13 protein-coding genes and 4 tRNA genes are annotated in these 19,457 nt (G+C 68.8%); 3 read left to right on the forward strand and 14 right to left on the reverse strand.

The window, feature by feature from the left end; all coding sequences use genetic code 11:
* Positions 1 to 166 precede the first annotated feature (166 nt).
* The gene (locus DER72_RS13930) at positions 167 to 1,465 is read right to left on the reverse strand and encodes a M18 family aminopeptidase (RefSeq protein WP_110070587.1); all 1,299 of its coding nucleotides are present in this window, start codon (positions 1,463 to 1,465) and stop codon (positions 167 to 169) included.
* Positions 1,466 to 1,617: 152 nt separating this feature from the next.
* On the opposite strand from DER72_RS13930, the gene DER72_RS13935 reads away from it, so the two are divergent.
* Complete coding sequence (locus DER72_RS13935) at positions 1,618 to 3,675, forward strand: carboxy terminal-processing peptidase (RefSeq protein WP_110070588.1); 2,058 nt, start codon at positions 1,618 to 1,620, stop codon at positions 3,673 to 3,675.
* A 162-nt stretch (positions 3,676 to 3,837) separates the two neighbouring features.
* Here DER72_RS13935 and DER72_RS13940 read toward each other — a convergent pair.
* The 4 genes from DER72_RS13940 to DER72_RS13955 all read right to left on the reverse strand — a co-directional run bounded on the left by DER72_RS13940 (position 3,838) and on the right by DER72_RS13955 (position 4,340).
* Positions 3,838 to 3,913 (reverse strand) — tRNA-Asn (locus DER72_RS13940).
* A 16-nt stretch (positions 3,914 to 3,929) separates the two neighbouring features.
* Positions 3,930 to 4,005 (reverse strand) — tRNA-Asn (locus tag DER72_RS13945).
* A gap of 35 nt (positions 4,006 to 4,040) precedes the next feature.
* A tRNA-Asn gene (locus DER72_RS13950) sits at positions 4,041 to 4,116 on the reverse strand.
* A 147-nt stretch (positions 4,117 to 4,263) separates the two neighbouring features.
* Positions 4,264 to 4,340, reverse strand: a tRNA-Met gene (locus tag DER72_RS13955).
* 188 nt (positions 4,341 to 4,528) lie between these two features.
* Between DER72_RS13955 and DER72_RS13960 the strand changes: the two genes are divergently transcribed.
* Positions 4,529 to 6,976 (forward strand): acyl-CoA dehydrogenase, encoded by a 2,448-nt coding sequence (locus DER72_RS13960; RefSeq protein ID WP_110070589.1) that lies wholly within the window; start codon positions 4,529 to 4,531, stop codon positions 6,974 to 6,976.
* A 151-nt stretch (positions 6,977 to 7,127) separates the two neighbouring features.
* On the opposite strand, the gene DER72_RS13965 is transcribed toward DER72_RS13960, so the two are convergent.
* The 4 genes from DER72_RS13965 to DER72_RS13980 form a co-directional block, all read right to left on the reverse strand.
* The gene (locus tag DER72_RS13965) at positions 7,128 to 9,032 is read right to left on the reverse strand and encodes an SLC13 family permease (RefSeq protein WP_110070590.1); all 1,905 of its coding nucleotides are present in this window, start codon (positions 9,030 to 9,032) and stop codon (positions 7,128 to 7,130) included.
* A 127-nt stretch (positions 9,033 to 9,159) separates the two neighbouring features.
* Complete coding sequence (locus tag DER72_RS13970) at positions 9,160 to 9,975, reverse strand: enoyl-CoA hydratase-related protein (RefSeq protein ID WP_110070591.1); 816 nt, start codon at positions 9,973 to 9,975, stop codon at positions 9,160 to 9,162.
* Positions 9,975 to 12,173, reverse strand: coding sequence for an acetate--CoA ligase family protein (locus tag DER72_RS13975; protein WP_110070592.1), 2,199 nt, complete (start codon positions 12,171 to 12,173; stop codon positions 9,975 to 9,977). The genes DER72_RS13970 and DER72_RS13975 overlap by 1 nt, the downstream gene beginning before the upstream one ends.
* Before the next feature lie 118 nt (positions 12,174 to 12,291).
* Positions 12,292 to 13,083, reverse strand: coding sequence for an enoyl-CoA hydratase/isomerase family protein (locus DER72_RS13980; RefSeq protein ID WP_110070593.1), 792 nt, complete (start codon positions 13,081 to 13,083; stop codon positions 12,292 to 12,294).
* A gap of 255 nt (positions 13,084 to 13,338) precedes the next feature.
* Here DER72_RS13980 and DER72_RS13985 point away from each other — a divergent pair, with 255 nt between their 5' ends.
* On the forward strand, positions 13,339 to 14,262 hold the full coding sequence (locus DER72_RS13985) for a MurR/RpiR family transcriptional regulator (protein WP_110070594.1): 924 nt from the start codon (positions 13,339 to 13,341) through the stop codon (positions 14,260 to 14,262).
* Between the two features lie 41 nt (positions 14,263 to 14,303).
* Here DER72_RS13985 and DER72_RS13990 read toward each other — a convergent pair whose 3' ends face one another.
* Genes DER72_RS13990 through DER72_RS14010 form a run of 5 tightly spaced genes read right to left on the reverse strand, consistent with a single transcriptional unit; the run spans position 14,304 to position 19,451 of the window.
* The gene (locus DER72_RS13990) at positions 14,304 to 15,770 is read right to left on the reverse strand and encodes a cobyric acid synthase (protein WP_110070595.1); all 1,467 of its coding nucleotides are present in this window, start codon (positions 15,768 to 15,770) and stop codon (positions 14,304 to 14,306) included.
* A gap of 4 nt (positions 15,771 to 15,774) precedes the next feature.
* The gene (cobO, locus tag DER72_RS13995; protein WP_110070596.1) at positions 15,775 to 16,380 is read right to left on the reverse strand and encodes a cob(I)yrinic acid a,c-diamide adenosyltransferase; all 606 of its coding nucleotides are present in this window, start codon (positions 16,378 to 16,380) and stop codon (positions 15,775 to 15,777) included.
* Entirely contained in the window at positions 16,377 to 17,705 is a 1,329-nt protein-coding gene (locus tag DER72_RS14000) for a cobyrinate a,c-diamide synthase (RefSeq protein ID WP_110070597.1), read from the reverse strand. The genes cobO and DER72_RS14000 overlap by 4 nt, the downstream gene beginning before the upstream one ends.
* Before the next feature lie 10 nt (positions 17,706 to 17,715).
* Positions 17,716 to 18,483, reverse strand: a complete 768-nt coding sequence (locus tag DER72_RS14005) for an ABC transporter ATP-binding protein (protein WP_110070598.1) — start codon at positions 18,481 to 18,483, stop codon at positions 17,716 to 17,718.
* Entirely contained in the window at positions 18,483 to 19,451 is a 969-nt protein-coding gene (locus DER72_RS14010; protein ID WP_110070599.1) for an iron ABC transporter permease, read from the reverse strand. Before DER72_RS14010 ends, DER72_RS14005 begins: the two co-directional genes overlap by 1 nt.
* Positions 19,452 to 19,457: the final 6 nt, after the last annotated feature.

The following is a 19,457-nucleotide window of genomic DNA, read 5'->3' on the forward strand; positions in this document are numbered from 1 at the left end:
TCCGTAGGGGACTCTCACCCCCAAGTCACCCCGCCAACCACCACGGTTGACCGGATAGCGCCTGAGCGGCGCTTCGCGCCATGCCTGGCGCACCACCGAAAAGACCCGGCGCCACTGGCGCCGGGTCTTTTCGTCCTGGTGCATTCCCGCCCGGGATCAAGCCCGCTCAGGCAAGCTCGGGACGGTTGCAGAAGGCAGTCAGCACGCGGGTGAGGTACTCGACGTCGCGCGCGCCTGCGGTCTCGCGAATGGAGTGCATCGCCCACTGGGGAGCCCCCACGTCGAGGGTCGGCACGCCGAGCTCGGTGGCGGTGATCGGCCCGATGGTGCTGCCGCACCCCATGTCGGCCCGGGTCACGAAGGTCTGCACCGGCACCTCGGCCTCGCGGCACAGGTCACGGAACATGGCCGCGGTCGCGCTGTTGGTGGCATAGCGCTGGTTGGCATTGACCTTGATCACCGGCCCGCCGTTGAGCGCCGGCCCGTGAGCGGCATCGTGCTTGTCGGTGAAGTTGGGGTGCAGCGCGTGGGCGTTGTCGCAGGAGATCATCCGCGAGGCCTGGATCAGCCGGATGAAGCCTCCCTCCCCGCCCCCGCCGAGCTGCTCACTGACACGACGCAGGACGTCGCCCAGGAAGGGCCCCTGGGCGCCGCAGGCGCTGGCACTGCCCACCTCTTCGTGGTCACTGGCGGCCAGCACGACACCCTGCTTGCCATCCGAGGCCAGCAGCGCCTCGAGGCCGACAAAACAGGAGAGCAGGTTGTCGAGCCGCGCACTGGCAATCAGCTCACCCGCCACGCCGATCCGCGCCGGCGGCTGCATGTCGTAGAGGGCCAGCTCGAAGTCGAGCAGCTCGACCTCCTTCAGGCCGTGCTGCTCGGCAACCCAGCCCTTGAGCAGGCGCTCGAGGTCGGGGCTCTCGCCGCCCTGCAGGAAGACCGGCGCCATCTGGGTCTGGGCATTGATCGGACGCCCCTGGTTGACGTCACGATCCAGGTGGATCGCCAGGCTCGGGATGATCGCCACGGGGCGCTCCACGTTGAGCAGCAGCCCCTCCAGGCGCCCATCGGGATGGCGCACATGGATTCGCCCGGCCAGCCCCAGATCGCGGTCGTACCAGGGGGCCAACAGGACGCCACCATAGGTCTCCACGCCGAGCTGCAGCCAGCCGGCACTGACCTGGGCCGCACTGGGCTTGAGGCGCAGGCCCGGGCTGTCGGTATGGGCACCGATCATGCGCAGCGCGTTCAGCTCACCCTCGGGCAGCTGCAGGGCGATGATCGAGGAGTCGTTGCGGGTCACATAGACGCGCTCGCCGGGCGAAAGCCGCCAGGGCTCACGCTCGTCGAGACGACGAAAACCCGCCGCCTCGAGCCGTGCTGCCATGCTGGCAGCGGCGTGCCAGGGCGTGGGCGAGCGACGCAGGAAGTCGAGCAGACGCTCGATGAGATCGTCCTGGGACATGAATTCCTCAACTAATAGGTGACATGAGATGCTAACAGGTGTCATGAGATGACGAGGGATGCTGCTACAATAGCCCTTCGGCCTACGCAACTCGCGGGCCCCGAAAGGGTCAAGGGAATTAGAGTGTACATGAAACCGGGAGTGCTTCATTGATGAGCCTGCTTGCCCAACTGGGACGTCCAGCCGCCGCCCTGGTCGGCCTGCTGCTGGTCGCCGGCGTTGCCCTGGCGCAGCCGCAACCCACCGACGCCCAGCGGCAGGCGGCCATGGAAGTCGCCGAATCGCTACGCTATGGCCACTACGCCGACATTCAGCTGGATAACGCCTGGTCGCGCCAGGCCTTCGAGCGCTACCTGGATATCCTCGACGGCCAACGCGCCTTCCTGCTGGCCGACGATATCGCCGACTTCCGCCACCTCGAAGAGCGTATCGACGACGCCATCTTCGACGGCGAACTGAACGAAGCCTACGCTCTCTATCATCGCTATCACGAGCGCGCCGAGGCTCGCTTCGAGTGGCTGCTGGCCCGGATCGACGAGGGGCTTGGCTTCAGCTATGACAGCGACCTGCGCCTGACCCTGGACCGCGACGAAGCGCCCTGGGCCGAGAGCCTCGACGAGCTCGACGAGCTCTGGCTCAAACGCCTCAAGAACGCCGCCCTGACGCTTGTCATCAGCGGCCAGGACGACGAGCAGGTGGAAGAGACCCTGCGCCAGCGCTACGAAGGGCAGCTCAACCGCGTGCGCCAGACCAACGAGGAGGACATCTTCGGCCTCTTCATGGCCGCGGTGACCAGCAGCATCGACCCGCACAGCGAGTACCTCTCGCCCCGCCAGGGCGAGTCTTTCGACATCCAGATGCGCCTCTCCCTGGAGGGCATCGGCGCCCTGCTGCAGTCCGACGGCGAGTACGTCAAGGTCGCCAGCCTGGTACCCGGCGGGCCCGCCGAGCGCGCCAGCGCGCTGGAACCCGCCGATCGCATCATCGCCGTGGGCCAGGAAGAGGGCGAGATGGTCAATGTGGTGGGCATGCGCCTGGACAACGTGGTCGACCTGATCCGCGGACCCAAGGGCTCGGTGGTGCGTCTGGACGTGGTGCCCGCCCAGGCGGTGGACATGACCCGCTCGCGCATCGTCGAGATCACCCGCGACACCGTGAACCTCGAGGACCAGGCAGCCCAGGGCAGGGTAATCGAGATCGAGCGCGATGACGGCCCGCACCGCATCGGCGTGATCAAGATCCCCACCTTCTATGTGGACTTCGATGCCTGGCAGGCCGGCGAGGAGGACTTCCGCAGCACCACCCGAGACGTGGCCCGAGAGATCGAGCGACTCCAGCAGGAGGACATCGAGGGCATCGTGCTCGACCTGCGCAATAACGGCGGCGGCGCCCTGCAGGAGGCCAACTCGCTGCTCGGGCTCTTCATCGATCGCGGCCCCACCGTCCAGGTGCGCGACGCCCGCGGGCGCATCAGCCTCTACGGTGACACCGAGGCAGGGACCCTCTACGACGGCCCGCTGGGCGTGCTGGTCAACCGCCTCTCCGCCTCCGCCTCGGAGATCTTCGCCGGCGCCATCCAGGACTATGGTCGCGGCCTGGTGATGGGCACCCCGACCTTCGGCAAGGGCACGGTGCAGACGCTCAACGAGCTCTCCCACGGCCAGATCAAGCTGACCCGCGCCAAGTTCTACCGCATCTCCGGGGACAGCACCCAGCACCGCGGCGTGGAGCCGGACATCATCTTCCCGAGCCTGATCGATCCCGAGTTGATCGGCGAGAGCAGCCTGGACAACGCTCTGGACTGGGATACCGTTCGCTCGGTGCAGTACCGCCAATACGGCGAGCCGTGGCGCTACCTGGAGGCGATCAAGGACCGCCACCGCACGCGTGCCGCGGAGCACCCCAACTTTCGCTACCTGACCCAGCAGGCGGAGCTCAATCGCCGGCTGCGCGAGCAGACCACCAGCGTCAGCCTCAACCGCGAACAGCGCCAGCGAGAGGTCGAGGAGCAGGAGGCCGAGCAACTGAGCCTCGAGAACCAGCGCCGCCAGGCTCTGGGACTGGACATGCTCGAGGAGTGGATCGACGCGCGCAGCGAGGAGAACGACGAGGAGCCGGTGGAGCAGGTTCAGGTGCAGGAAGCCGCTCATATCCTGCTGGACTTCGCCCTGCTCAGCAGCGAGGGCTACCGGCTGGCCAATCGCGACTGAGCCACCCCGCCCTTCGACACGCCATCACGCCGCCCCTCGGGGCGGCGTTCTTTTTGCCTCGTGCCTCGCCATGCCAGACAGGCCGTGCCAGACAGACAGGCACGCAAAGACACCGGCGAGCGAACTCAACCAGCGGATCGGATCAGGATGACGAACTGAAGATGGCTCCCGGAGCAGGACTCGAACCTGCGACCCAGTGATTAACAGTCACTTGCTCTACCGACTGAGCTATCCGGGAACAGAAGGGGGGCTGATGGCTCCTCGAGCAGGACTCGAACCTGCGACCCAGTGATTAACAGTCACTTGCTCTACCAACTGAGCTATCGAGGAATCACGGCTTTTCAGCAGCGCGTTCGAGGCGACGTTGGCTCCCGGAGCAGGACTCGAACCTGCGACCCAGTGATTAACAGTCACTTGCTCTACCGACTGAGCTATCCGGGAACGGCGTCGAACACGGGGCGTAGTATACGGATTCGCTTCTGAAGGTCAAGGGAAAGCGCCCCTCCCTCCCCCTGGGGCCTCCCCCTGGGGCGCACCAGAAAGCGAAACGCCCGCCTGGCCAGGAGCCAAGCGGGCGTTTCGAGTGTCTGGTGGCTACGCCCTGATTTGAACAGGGGACCCCATCATTATGAGTGATGTGCTCTAACCAGCTGAGCTACGTAGCCAGGCTGTCGGGCAAACGAGCGCCGTTCGACGGGGACGCATTATGCCTGCCAAGGCACCGGTTGGCAAGCCTGCTCTGCGGCCACTCACCGAGCCAGGCGGCGCTGGCCGGTTGCAAGGGGATAGGCTAGTCTGCAAGAATTCAAACATCTGTTCGAATACCTGCGTCTCACCACAACCGGAGTCCCCCATGCTGACCCTGATCCTACTGATCGTGGCCGTTGTCGGCCTGCTGGCGGTGATGCGCCGCGAGGCGGGCGCCCTGCCCGCCCTGGCGGTGCTCGCCGTCACCGGCCTTGCCAGCCTGCTCCTCGCCTCCACCCTGCTGGGCCTGCTGCTGCTGGCCGGCGCCCTGGTCGTGGCCGCGGCCGGCCTGCCGGCCCTGCGCGGCAAGTGGCTGACCCCGCGCCTCTTCGCCATGTTCAAGAAGGTGTCCCCGAAGGTCTCCGACACCGAGCGCGTGGCGCTGGAGGCCGGCAGCGTGGCCTGGGACGGCGAGCTCTTCACCGGCAAGCCGAACTGGCAGGCGCTGCTGGACGCCCGCGACGAGGGGCTCACGGATGAAGAGAGGGCCTTTATCGACAACCAGTGCTCCGTTGCCGCCGGCATGTGCAACGCCTGGGACATTGCCAAGGAGCGCGCCGACCTGCCCCAGGAGCTCTGGGACCACCTCAAGCAGGAGCGCTACTTCGGCATGATCATCCCGAAGGCGTACGGCGGCCTGGGCTTTTCCGCCAAGGCGCAGTCCCTGGTGCTGCAGAAGCTCTCGGTCAACGAGACCCTGATGGTCACCGTGGGCGTGCCCAACTCCCTCGGCCCGGGCGAGCTGCTGCTCAAGTACGGCACCGACGAGCAGAAGAACCACTACCTGCCGCGCCTGGCCGACGGCCGCGAGATCCCCTGCTTCGGCCTGACCGGCCCCCGCGCCGGCAGTGACGCCACCTCGCTGCCCGACACCGGCGTGGTCTGCCGGCAGATGGTCGACGGCAAGGAGGTGCTCGGCGTGCGTCTCAACTTCGAGAAGCGCTGGATCACCCTGGCCCCCATCGCCACGGTGGTGGGCCTTGCCTTCCGCCTCTTCGACCCGGAGAAGCTGCTGGGCGACGAGGAGGATCGCGGCATCACCCTGGCGCTGATTCCCCGCGACACCGCCGGCATGGAGATCGGCCGCCGCCACCACCCCATCGGCAGCCCCTTCTTCAACGGCCCGATCAAGGGCAAGGATGTCTTCGTGCCGCTGGACACCATCATCGGCGGCGAGGCGATGATCGGCCAGGGCTGGCGGATGCTGGTGGAGTGCCTCTCGGTGGGGCGCTGCATCACCCTGCCCTCCGGCGCCACCGGCACCGCCCGCTACGCCATCGGCTGGAGCGGCGGCTTTGCCCGCATCCGCCGCCAGTTCAACGTGCCGGTGGCCGAGATGGAGGGGGTCCAGGAGCCCCTGGCGCGCATGACGGCGCTGGGCTATATCGCCCAGGCGGCGGTCTACCAGACCGCCAACACCATCGACCGCGGCGAGAAGCCGGCAGTGCCCTCGGCGATCCTCAAGAGCCAGCTCACCGAGTTCCAGCGGGTGATCCTCGGCGACGCCATGGACATCCACGGCGGCAAGGCGGTGACGCTGGGGCCGCGCAACTACCTGGGGATCGGCTACAGCGCCAACCCGGTGGCGATCACCGTGGAGGGCGCCAACATCATGACCCGCAACCTGATGATCTTCGGCCAGGGCGCCATCCGCTGCCATCCCTATGTGCTCGAGGAGCTGGCCGCCCGGGACGCCGATGATGTGCAGGCCTTCGACAAGGCGTTCTTCAGCCATGCCGGCCTGATCTTCGGCAACGCCGCCCGCGCCTTCACCCAGGGGCTGGGGCTAGGCCGCCCGGCGGTCCCCTTCGAGGGCGAGGCCAAGCGCTATGCCCAGGAGATCGCGCGGCTCTCCGCCGGCTTCGGGCTCTGCGCCGATGCCGCCATGGCGAGCCTCGGCTCCACCTTGAAGCAGCGCGAGATGCTCTCGGCGCGCCTCGGCGATGTGCTGTCGAACCTCTACCTCGCCTCCATGGTGATCAAGCAGTGGCACGAGGGGGAGAAGGTCGAGGGCGAGGCAGCGCTCTTCCACTACAGCTGCCAGTGGCTGCTGGGCCGCGCCGAGCAGGCCCTGGACGAGCTGTTCGACAACCTGCCCAACCGGGCACTCGCCCGCGGGCTGCGCCTGGTGGTGATGCCGAGGGGCAAGCGCTTCAGGCGCCCCCACGACGACCTGGCCCGCGCCATCGCCCAGGCGGTCTCCCGGGACACCGCCCTGCGCACGAAGCTCCTGGCCAACACCTGGTCGGCGGACGACGGCAGCCAGCCCAACTTCCTGGCACGCTACAACGCCCTGCTGGCGACCCAGGAGCGCGCCGAGGCGCTCTACCGCACGGTCAACAAGGCCTATGCGAAGGGGGAGCTGCCCGCCGATGCGCTGCACCCCGAGCAGCGGGTGGAGGCGGCCCTGGAGGCCGGGCTGATCTCGGCAGAGGATGCCACCTTCATGCGCGAGCGCGAGGCCCGGGTGCTGGAGCTGCTCACCGTGGATGACTTCGAGTACGACGCCTTCGTCACCGACAAGTCCAAGGTGCTGCGCCACCACGCCGTCTGAAGCCTCTCTGCACCACCACAACCCTACGCCCCGGCAGATGCCGGGGCATTTGCTTTCCCCCCAAAGCATGACTCGAGGCTATTCCGGTGAAAGGTCTGAACTGACCCCCTCTACGACCTTTCCCCGGCGCCTCTCGTACTCTGGCACCGCTCTAAAGCGGCCAGACCAGCAGGATCATCGGGATGGCTACCGCCAGCACCACCAGGGAGAGCGGCAGCCCGAGCCGCCAGTAGTCGCCGAAGCGATAGCCGCCTGGGCCCATCACCAGGGTATTGGACTGGTGGCCGATGGGGGTCAGAAAGGCGCAGGAGGCGCTCACCGCCACCACCATCAGGAAGGGGTCCACGGAGGCATTGAAGCCACTGGCCAGGCTCGCCGCGATGGGTGCCATCAGCAGCGCCGCGGCCGCATTGTTGACGATATTGGAGAGCACCATGGAGAGCACGAAGAGACCGACCAGGGTCACGATCACCGGCCACTCGGCCCCCCAGGCGAGCATGGCCTCGGCGATCAGCGTCGCCCCTCCGCTGGTTTCCAGCGCCTGGCCCACCGGAATCATGGCGCCGAGCAGCACGATTACCGGCCCGTCGATGGCCTGGTAGCCCTCGCGCAGGGGCAGCACCCCCACCAGCAGCGCCACCAGCGCGGCCAGGGAGAGTGCCACGGCCGCCGGCAGCAGGTCGAAGATCATCGCCAGTATGGCGGCAGCGAAGATGGCAATGGAGGCGAGCAGCATGCGCGGCTGGCCGAGGGTCAGGTTGCGGCTGGCGAGCGGCAGGCAGCCCAGGGTGGCCAGGCTCTCGGCGAGTTCGCTTTCGCCCCCCTGCAGCAGCAGTACATCACCGGGGCGAAAGCGGACCTCCCGCAGGCGCTGCTTGAGGCGCCCGCCGTCCCGGGCCACTGCGACCAGGTGCAGGCCGAACTGGTTGTGCAGGCGCAGCTGGGTGACGGTGCGGTTGACCATCATGGAGTCGTTGCGCACCACCGCCTCCGCCAGCTGCAGCCCTTCGGTATCCACGCCGCGCTTCTCTTCCTTCTCCTTTCCCCTCTCCGCCTTCTCCCCGGCCTTCTCCTCGACCTGCGCTTGCCTCGAGTCCACGCTGGGCGACTCCGCCTTCAAGCCCGCTTCGGTTTCCTCCTCCTCGTCGGCTCCCTGCTCTTCCTCCTCGGCGTCCTTGCCCAGTCGCAGCCCCGCCTTGTCCTCCAGCAGCTTCATCTCATCGGGGCCCGCCTCCATCAGCAGGATGTCCCCCTCCCGGAGGGTGCCGAAGAAGGCGTGGCCGGCCCGCTTCTTCTCGTCGCGCACCACGGCGAGCACAGGAATGGTCTCCTCCAGTTCCTGCTGCAGCTCGCGCAGGGTCAGGCCGTTGGCCTTCGACTCCTCCCCGACGCGCAACTCCACCAGGTAGTTGGCGGTATCGAACATCGCATCCAAGGACGCCTTGCCGGCCCGCTGAGGGACCAGTCGCCAGCCAACCAGCAGGATGAAGGCGAACCCGGCCAGGGCCACCACTGCCCCCACCGGCGTGAAGGAGAACAGCCCGAAGTTGTCACCGGTCACGGAGCCCCGGTAGCTGGCGATGATGATATTGGGCGGGGTGCCGATCAGGGTGGTCAGGCCCCCCAACAGGGAACCGAAGGCCAGCGGCATCAGCAGGATCGACGGCGAGGCGTCGTGCTCCCGGGCCAGGCGCATGGCCACCGGCAGCAGCAGCGCCAGTGCGCCGACGTTGTTCATGATGCCCGACAGGACCACCACGGTGCCCACCAGCACCAGCAGCTGCAGGAAGAGCCGCTCACCGACCCTGAGCAGCTGCTCGGCGATGACGTCCACCACCCCGGAGCGCTCGAAGCCGCGACTCAGCACCAGTACCGCCGCCACCGTGATCACCGCGGGATGGCCGAAGCCGAGGAAGGCCTCGTCGCCGGGGACCAGGCCCAGCATCACCGAGCCAAGCAGCGCGGCGAGCGCCACCAGGTCGTAGCGAAAGCGCCCCCAGACGAAGGCGGCAAGGGTCAGCCCGAGGACGATGAAGACCAGGGTGCTGTCGGCCATGCGTTCACCTCCCTGTGAATGTCGATGCCGACAGCATTGCCAGGCCACCCGGTTGCGGACAAGCACTTTCTTGAGCCATAGCGCAAAAACCCGGCCGAAGCCGGGTTCCTGGCGCCTGTCGGAGCCGCTACCTGGCCATCTTCTCCAGCATGGCGTTGACCGCCTCCAGGTGCTCGGGCTCGTTGTGGCACATGCCCTGGAAGACCGCGCAGAGATCGAGGAAGTCCTTGAGTTCGGTACGCTGGGCCATCTTCATCAGCCGCTTGGTAAGGCGGGTGGCCTTCGGGGGCTGGGCGGCGATGCGGGCGGCGAGTTCGCCCGCCGTCGGCATCAGCGCCTCGGGCTCACAGACATCGAGCACGATGCCGTAGGCCTTCGCCTCCTCGGCGTCGACCACCCGGCCGGTGAGGGTCAGCTCGAAGGCGCGCTGGTAGCCGATCAGGCGCTGCATGAACCAGGCGCCGCCGTCGCCGGGGATGATCCCCAGGTTGAGGAAGGTCTCGCCGAACTTCGCCTTCTTCGAGGCGATGCGGATATCGGCCATGTTGGCCAGGTCGAAGCCGGCGCCGATGGCCGGGCCGTTGACCGCGGCGATGATCGGCACCTCCACCTCGGCCAGCGCCAGCGGGATGCGCTGGATGCCGCGGCGGTAGCGGGCCGAGACCTCGGCCACGTCACCGGCGAAGTCGCCGCCGCGGTTGGCCATGTCCTTGACGTTGCCGCCGGCGGAGAAGGCGCTGCCCTCGCCGGTGATCACCAGCACTGAGACGGCGTCGCAGGCGTTGACCCACTGGGCCACGGCGACGATGTCCTCGACCAGGGCGGTGCCGGTCAGGGCGTTACGCACGTCGTGGCGCGCCAGGGTCAGGGTGGCCACCCGACCCTCGAGGGTCAGGCGGGCGTCGGTGAGCTGGGGCAGGCTGGGCGGGGTCGTCTGGCTCATCAATGGGCTTCCTTGTCGGCTGACGTGTTGTCTGAATGTCCGCGTTCCACGATAACCCGCGCGTCCACCACGGCATAGCCGTCGGCGTTGACGATCACCGGGTTGAGGTCGAGCTCGGAGAGCTCCGGATAGGCCTCGACGATGCGCGACACCTTGAGCAGCAGATCGACCAGGGCCGCCTTGTCCACCGCCTTCTCGCCGCGCACGCCGTCGAGGATCTTCCTGGCCTTGATCTGATCCACCATCTCCTCGGCGTCGCGTCGCGACAGCGGAATGGCGCGGAAGGCCACGTCCTCGAGGATCTCCACGAAGATGCCGCCGAGCCCGAACATCAGCACCGGGCCGAAGATGGGATCGCGGATCACCCCGAGGATCACCTCGACGCCCTTCTTCGCCATGGGCGTGACCAGGATGCCCTCGATCTCCGCATCGGCGTCATAGGCCAGGCAGGACGCGAGAATCGCGTCACGGGCCTCGCGCATGGCGGCCTCGCCCACCACGTTGAGCCTCACCCCGCCGGCGTCGGACTTGTGCAGGATGTCCTTCGAGACCACCTTCATGGCCAGGGGCGTCTCGCCGAACTGCCCTGCGGCCTCCGCCAGCTCCGCCTCGTTTCTGACCACCAGCTCCAGGGGCACCTCGATGCCGTGGTCGCGCAGCAGCCGCTTGGCCTCGTACTCGAAGAGGTCGCGGCCATCGGCCTGGGCCTCACGGAACAGCGCGGTGAGCTCGGGGACCGGCTCGACGCTGCGCTCGCGGCTCTGACGCTCCACCTGGGCCAGGTACTGGCCACGCTCGCCCAGGGCCGCCAGCACCCGCACCGCATGCTCGATGGAGGCGTAGATGGGCAGGCCCGCCTCGTGCAGACGGCGCAGCGCCGGCGGCTTGATGGGGGTATAGAGGCTGTAGATCACCAGCGGCTTGGTGGTCGACTTGGAGAGGTCCACCATCGCCTCGGCGCCGCGCATCTCGTCGCCCAGCAGCGATTCCGCGAAGCGGATGCTGTAGCCGCCGAACATGCCCACCAGGAAGACGCTGTCGACGTTGTCGTCGGCGGCGACGATCTCCATGCAGGTGGCCAAGAGCGACGGATTGGCGTCGGTGGAACCGGCCACGTCCACCGGGTTGACGGTGGAGGCCTGGGGGAAGAGCACGTCGCGCAGCTGCTGGCGGGTCGACTCGGAGAGCTCGGCGAGCTCGAGGCCCGCCTCGGCCAGGCGGTCGGAGGCGATGGTCGCCTGGCCGCCGCCGTCGGAGATCACCGCCACCCGCTTGCCACGCGCCTTCTGCAAGAGGCCCAGCCCCTCGGCCACCGGCAGGATCTCATCGGAGTGCTGCACCACGCTGACCCCGGCCTGCTTGAGCAGATCCACGGTCATGGCATAGCTGCCGGCGAGCGCCCCGGTGTGGGAGCTGGCCGCCTTCTGGCCCGCCTCGGTGGAGCCGGACTTGTAGACCACCACCGGCTTCATGGCGGTCACCTCTCGCGCCACGTCGAGGAACTTGCGCCCGTCGCGGAAGCCCTCCACGTAGAGCGTCGCCACCCGGGTGTTCTCGTCCTCGCCCAGGTAGCGCAGGTAGTCGTTGAAGCCGATGTCGCTCTGGTTGCCGGGGCCCACGTAGGTGGAGAAACCCACGTTGCCGTTGTACTGGGCCTCGAGTGCCAGCGACAGCAGCATGTTGCCGGACTGGGAGATGATGCCCACGCCGCCGGGCTTGACGTTGTCCAACGACAGCAGGTTGACCCGGTGGTGCAGGTTGAAGATGCCCGAGGTGTTGGGGCCGATGATGCGCACGCCGTGGGCACGGGCCTTCTCCATCATCTCGCGCTCGAGCTCGGCCCCCTCTCCGCCGATCTCGGCGAAGCCGCTGGCCAGTATCACCGCGCCCTTGATGCCCCGCCGCCCGCACTCGGCGATCAGCCCCGGCACCGATGCCGCCGGGGTGCAGATCAGCGCCAGGGCGGGGTTGCCGGGAATGGCGGTGACCGAGGGCCACGCCTTGACCCCGAGGATCATGTCGGCCTTGGGGTTGACCGGGTAGATCTCGCCCCGGTAGCCATCCTTGATCAGGCCGACCATGGCCTTGTAGCCGCGCTTGGTGGGGTCGGCGGAGGCGCCGACCACGGCGATGCCGCCGGGCGCCAGGATGTCGTGGAGCGGGCTGCGGGTGGTGAGGTGTCCTTCGATGGGGTTCATGTGCTGGCTGACCTTGCCCTCGGGGGCGATGAAGAGTGGGCGGTAGAGAGTGCGCGATGACGCGTGGTTCAGGCCCGGCCGCGGCCGGGCGATTCACTGGGAGTCGGGGGAGTCGGCCCTACTTGCCCTGGAAGCGCGGGGCACGCTTCTCGGCGAAGGCGTCGACGCCCTCCTGCCAGTCCCGGGTGGTACCGACGAAGGTCATCCCCTCGAGCTCGGCGGCCAGGCAGGCGTCCAGGGTGCGCTCGCCGGAGAAGGTGAGCTGCTCCTTGGCCAGCGCCATGGAGAATGGCGCCTTGCTGGCGACCCGCTCGGCGAAGGCCAGGGCGGCGTCAAGGAAGCCCTCGTCGGGGTAGTGACGGTTGGCCAGCCCGATGCGCACGGCCTCGGCGCCATCGATGCGCTCACCCAGGAAGACCAGCTCGCGGGCCTTGGCCAGGCCCACCAGGCGCGGCAGCAGCCAGGTCACGCCGCCGCCCAGGAAGTTGCCGATGGAGACCTCCGGCAGGCCGATCTGGGCGCTGTCGGCCATCAGCAGGAAGTCCGCGGCGATGGCGAGCTCCGCACCGGCACCAAGGGCAAAGCCGTTCACCGCGGCAATCACCGGCGTCTGCATCTGCATCAGGCGCTTGCAGACGAGCTGCTCCCCCTGCAGGTACTGGCGGCGGTCGAAGGCGGTGCGCCCCTCCTTGTGCTCCTTGAGGTCGGCGCCCACGCAGAAGGCGCGCCCCTCGCCGGTCAGCACCACCACGCGCACCTCACCGTCCGCCTCGGCGCGGGTCAGGGCGTCGTTGAGCTCGGCGTAGAGCGTCTCGGTGACGGCGTTGAGGCGATGGGGGCGGTTGAAGCGGATCTCCTGGACCTGACCGTGGCGGCGAAGGATCAGGGTCTCGTACTCGGCTTGGCTCATGGGGGGGCGGCACTCTCTGGGCTTGGCAAACGACTTCGATAATCAGCGGCGATGGTTCATCGCCAAGGAAACAAACGTGCCATTATCTACCGATCTTCAGCACACCTGTTCTGCCGCGCATCCTAGCCAAAGGTCTGATGCCGGTCAACACGTGCGTGTCACGATATTTTCCATCAGGAAACGTTTGTGTCATTTCGTGATGCCGCCCATCGGGTACAATGGCGCCTCTGCACCACCCCAACCCAGGAGACGACCGTGCTGGAACAGGATCCACGCGCCGACTCGGCGCCGGATACGGACAGCGGCCCCGCCCGCCTGGACGCGGTGAATCGGCAGCTCGCCGAGGCCTATCCGGAGCTCAGCCCCCAGCTCAAGCTGGCCGCCGGCTACGTGCTGGAGCATCCGGTGGAGATCGCCTTCCAGTCGATACGCAAGTCCGCCACCGCCGCCGAGGTGACCGCCTCGACCCTGGTGCGCCTGGCCAAGCGGCTGGGCTTCGAGAGCTATGAGCAGTTCCGGGAGGTGTTCCAATCGGCGGTGCAGGCCGGCCCCGTGGAGCTCTCCGGGCGGGCCAGCCAGCTGCGCAGCCTGGCCAGCCAGACCGACGACCAGGTGTTTCTCGACGTGGGCGACGCCGCCTTCGACAATATCGGCCGGCTGTTCACCGCCGACAACCAGCAGCGGGTGCGCGAGGCGGCCAGGCGGCTGCTGGCCGCGGAGAAGATCGCCGTGGTGGGGTTTCGGGACACCTTCGCCTGCGCCTACCACTTCGCCTACGTGGGGCGCATCGCCATGCCCAATATCCAGCTGATCCGCGGCCAGGAGGGGGGGCTCTTGACCGAGCTCGCTCCCTTCGGCGAGGGGGACGTGGTGGTGGCCTTCGGCTTCGAGCCCTATTGCGCCGAGACCATGCGGGCGCTGGAGATCACCCGGGCGGCGGGGGTCGACGCCATCGTGGTCACCGACACCATGCGCTCGCCGCTGGTGCCGGGGGCCACCATCACCTTCCCGGTGGCCAATGCCACCCCGCACTTCTTCCCGTCGATCCTCTCGGCGATCACCTTGATCGAGGTGCTGCTGGCGGAGTGCGTGGCCTTCGGCCCCGACGACCTGGTCGACAACGTGGCGAGCTTCGAGTCGCGGATGCGCGCCATGGGCGCCTATGTGGAGCAGGAATAGGCAGGTGTCGACCGGGGCCAGATCAGACGGCAGCTGAGCCGTCAGAGATCCAGCAGCCGCTCGATGGCGGCGATATCGAGGTGTTGCTCCAGGGCGTCGGCCAGGCGATCCAGCTCCGCCTCCCGATGGGCGGCCAGGTCGACAGTGGCGCCCTCCTCCGCAAGGCCGCAGCGGGCGAGCAGCGCCGCGCACGCCTCGGCACTATCGAAGAGCCCGTGCAGGTAGCTGCCCATCACCCGGCCATCCTCGCTCACGGCGCCCTCGGGCCGGCCTTCCAGCTCGCAGAAGGGCCGCGCCAGCGCCGGGCCCTCGCTGACCCCCTGGTGGATCTCGTAGCCGACGACCGGCACGCCCTCGGGCAGCAGGCGCCCGCCGACGTTGCGCAGCCGCTTGCCGGGCAGCATGTGCGTCTCCAGTTCGAGCAGCCCCAGCCCCTCGCTGGAGCCCACCGGTCCCTCCAGGCCCTCGAGGTCGTGGATCCAGTCGCCTAGCATCTGGAAGCCGCCGCAGATGCCGAGCACCCGGCCGCCGTAGCGCAGATGGCGCCGTATCGCGCCCTCCCAGCCCTGGGCGCGCAGCCAGGCGAGATCGGCTCGAGTGCTCTTGCTGCCGGGCAGGATGATCAGGTCGGCCGGCGGGAGACCGCGGCCGGGCCCCAGCCGATTCGGGCCGATAAAGCTGAGCTCGACCCGCGGATGCAGCCGCAGGGAATCGAAGTCGTTGTGGTTGCTGATGCGCGGCAGCGCCGGCACCACCACCCGGAGCGCCGGTTCGCCCGACTGGCGACCGGAGAGGCCCAGGCTGTCCTCGGCGTCCAGCAGCAGCCCCTGCAGGTAGGGCAGCGTGCCGAAGACCGGCCTGCCGGTTCGCTCGGCCAGCCAGTCGAGTCCCGGCTCGAGCAGGGCGATATCGCCGCGGAAGCGGTTGATGACAAAGCCACGGGTGCGCGCCCGCTCGCTCTCGCTCAACAGCTCGAGCGTGCCCACCAACTGGGCGAAGACGCCGCCGCGGTCGATATCGCCCACCAGCACCACCGGACAGCCCACCGCCTCGGCGAAGCCCATGTTGGCGATGTCGTTCTCGCGCAGGTTGATCTCCGCCGGACTGCCGGCCCCCTCGGCGATGATCACGTCAAAGCGCGCCGACAGCGCCTCCCAGGCCGCCATCACCGTGGCCATCGCCTCGCGCTTGTAGGCGTGGTAGTCCAGGGCATCCATATGGCCGTGGACCCGGCCGCGCAGGATCACCTGGGCGCCGCGGTCGCTCTCGGGCTTGAGCAGCACCGGGTTCATGTCACTGTGGGGCGCCACACCCGCCGCCAGCGCCTGCAGCGCCGTGGAGCGGCCGATCTCACCGCCGTCCGCGGCCACCGCGCTGTTGAGGGCCATGTTCTGTGGCTTGAAGGGTGCCACCGAGACCCCGCGCCTCGCCAGCACCCGGCACAGCCCCGCCACCAGCGTGCTCTTGCCGGCATCCGAGGTGGTGCCCTGAATCATCAATGTCGCCATGGGATTAGAGTTCGATGCCCTTCTGGGCCTTGACCCCCTGGTCCTTGAAGGCGTGCTTGACCACCTTCATCTCGGTGACGGTATCGGCCAGCTCGACCAGCGCCTCGGGAGCGTAGCGGCCGGTGACGATCACATGCTGCATCGGCGGCCGCGCCTGGAGGTCGTCGAGCACCCGGTCGAGGTCCAGGTAGCCGTAATGCAGGGCGATATTGAGCTCGTCGAGCAGCACCAGATCGACACTCGGGTCATCCAGCATGCCTCGCACCACCTCCCAGGCGGCCTCGGCGGTCTGGATATCGCGCTCCCGGTCCTGGGTGTCCCAGGTGTAGCCCTCGCCCATCACGTGGTAGGTCACGTTGGGCAGCTGGCGGAAGAAGGCCTCTTCGCCGGTGCTGAAGGCCCCCTTGATGAACTGCACCACGCCCACCTTCATGCCGTGGCCGAGTGCCCGGGCCAGCATGCCGAAGCCGGAGCTGCTCTTACCCTTGCCGGGGCCGGTGAGCACCAGCAGGAGCCCCTGCTCCTTGTCGGCGGCCTGGATGCGCGCCTGCATGATCTGCTGCTTGATGGCCATGCGTTCGGCATGGCGCTTTGGATCGACCTTCTTCATGGTGATTCTCCGGTCTTGGCGGTAGGCGTAAGCGGCTCACCCCGAAATAGGGCGGCGACCACCTCCGGGGCGGAGGGAAAGTAGCCATGGAAGTAGCTGGCGGTAAGGCTGCCCTCGCGATAGACCGGTTCGGCCTCGCTGCCGGCCAGCTTGCGTGTTCGCCCCAGCGGCTCGGCGGCGGTCTCCAGCCGCGAGTGGTGGTAGGTGTGGCCGCGCAGCTCGCCCCGAGCGGTGGTCAGGAACTGCAGCCCCAGGGCGGTGAGCTTGCCGGCCATGCGCGCGGTGCCGGTCAGCAGCCCCAGCATCTCATGGGCCTGCCCCTCTCCATCCACCAGGGTCTCCACGCAGGCCATCAGCCCGCCGCACTCGGCGAGGATCGGCCGGCCGGCGGCGTGGTGGGCGCGAATCGCCGTTCTCATCGGCACATTGGCGGCAAGCCTCGCCGCATGCAGCTCCGGGTAGCCACCGGGGAGCCAGAGGGCATCGCAGGCGGGCAGCGAGTCATCAGCCAGCGGCGAGAAGAAGGCGAGCTCGGCACCCATGGCCTCGAGCAGGTCGAGGTTGGCGCGGTAGAGAAAGGCGAAGGCGTCGTCGCGGGCCACGGCGATGCGCACGCCCTCGAGCAGCCGCGGCGGCGGCTCGGAGGCCACGGCCTCGAGGGTCACCCTGGCCGGCAGCCGGTCGAGTCCGGCCTCCTTGAGCACCTCGGCGGCGGCATCCAGCTGCCGGTCCAGCTCCGCAAGCTCGGAGGCCTGCACCAGGCCCAGGTGGCGGTCGGGAATCGCCATGGCGGCGTGACGCGGAATGGCGCCGAGCAGCGTCAGCCCCTCCGGCATGGAGTCGGCGAGCAGCTTGCCATGACCGGGGCTGCCGATGCGGTTGGCGATCACCTCGTGGATGGCGAGCTTTGGATGGTAGTTGGCCAGCCCCTGGGCCACGGCACCGAAGGTCTGGGCCATCCCCCAGGCGTCGATCACCGGCAGCGCCGGCAGCCCGGCCAGGATCGCCAGATCGGCGCTGGAGGGGTCGCCGTCGAAGAGCCCCATGGAGCCCTCGACGAGGATCAGGTCGGCCTCCCGAGCGGCCTCGGCCAGGCGCCAGCGACACTCGGCCTCGCCGGTCATCCAGGGGTGAAGCTGGTACACCGGCTGGCCCGAGGCCACCTCCTGCACCATGGGGTCCAGGTAGTCCGGGCCGTGCTTGAACACTCTCACCTTGCGGCCGGCATTGCGGTGCAGCCGCGCCAGCGCTGCGGTGACCATGGACTTGCCCTGGCCGGAGCCGGGGGCGGTGATCAGGGCGGCATGGCACTCGCCGCGAATCATTGACGTCATATCACCTCACGGGTACGAAAACGGGGGCGCCGTCGACCTCGGCGGTGGCCAGGCGCTGGCCGTAGAGCCGCTCCAGGGCGGCGGGCACCAGCATCTGCGCCGCCGGCCCCCAGCACGCCTCGCCGTCGGGATAGAGCAGCAGCAGGTGGTCACACCAGCGCGCCGCCAGGTTGAGGTCGTGCAGGCACATCATCACCGCCCGGCCGGCGGCGGCCTCGCCGGCGAGCAGCGCCATGACCTCGGTCTGATGGTGCAGGTCGAGATGGTTGGTGGGCTCGTCGGCCAGCCAGAGGCGCGGCGCCTGAGTCAGCACCGTGGCGATGGTCAGGCGCTGACGCTCGCCGCCGGAGAGGGTGCTGACCAGGCGGTCGGCCAGGTGGGCGACATCGAGCCGCGCCAGCGCCGCCTCGGCCAGGCGCAGGTCTTCACCGCCCTCCATCTGCCAGGGCGACAGCCAGGGGTGGCGGCCGATCAGGGCGGTCTCGCGCACCGTGGCGGGAAAGCCATCGTGGCGCTCCTGGAATACCAGCCCCAGCCGCTGGGCGACCCGGCGGCGGCCCAGGGTGGCGAGGGGTCGGCCGTCGAGCAGCACCTCCCCTCGGCGCGGCGTCCTGAGCCCGGCCAGGGTATGCAGCAGGGTGGTCTTGCCGGCTCCGTTGGGCCCCAGCACGCCCCACACCTGGCCGGGTTCGACGCAGAGCGTCAGCGCCCGTCCATCGGCGCGCCCGGGGACGTCGACAACCAGCTCTCGAATATCGAGACGGCTCATCAGCGGCTCCGATAGAGCAGGTAGAGGAAGGTGGGGACGCCAAGCAGCGCGGTGATCACCCCTACCGGCAGCTGTTCCGGGGCGATCAGGGTGCGCGCCAGGGTATCGGCCAGCACCAGCAGGGTGCCGCCGGCCAGGGCGCAGGCCGGCAGGATCAGGCGCTGGTCGTTGCCCAGCACCAGGCGCAGCATATGCGGCACCACCAGCCCCACGAAGCCGATGCTGCCGGCGGTGGTCACCGCCATGGCGGTGAGCAGGCTGGCGGCCACATAGATGACCCACTCCAGCGGCCGCACCGCCACGCCGAGCGCCGCCGCCTGCAGCGGCCCACGGGCCAGCACGTTGAGGCTGCGCCCCATGGGCACCACCAGCAGACAGATCGCCAGCAGCATGACGAGCGCCGGCCAGGGGGTGCGCGCGTAGGAGAGATCCCCCATCAGCCAGTAGAGCATGCCGGGCAGACGATCGGCGGGGCTCACCGCCAGCATCAGGGTGATCACCGCCCCCCAGCCGGCGGCCACCACCACCCCGGTGAGCAGCAGCCGCGACGGCGTCCAGCTGCCGGTGCCATGGGCCAGGCCGAACACCAGCAGGGTCGAGGCCAGCGCCCCCCCGAAGGCCGAACCGGAGATCATAAGCCCCCCCATGCCGCCCAGCATGGCGGCGAGCGCCCCCACCGAGGCGCCGCCGGAGAGTCCCAGCACATAGGGGTCGGCCAGAGGGTTGCGCAGCAGCACCTGCATCAGCGCACCGGCTACCGCCAGCAGGCCGCCGACGGCGAAGGCCGCAAGCGAGCGCGGCACCCGCAGCTCGAGGATGAGGGTGCGCGGCAGGACCTCGCCGCCGCCGCGGAGCACCGCCCACAGCTCGCCAGGCGCCACGCCGACACTGCCGACGCTGACCGACAGCGCCAGCGCCGCCAGCGCCGCCGCCAGCAGCAGGCCCAGGGGCAGGCTCAGCTGTCGCATCGAGTG

This window comes from Halomonas sp. A11-A, from assembly GCF_003182195.1.
GTDB lineage: Bacteria > Pseudomonadota > Gammaproteobacteria > Pseudomonadales > Halomonadaceae > Halomonas > Halomonas alkalicola.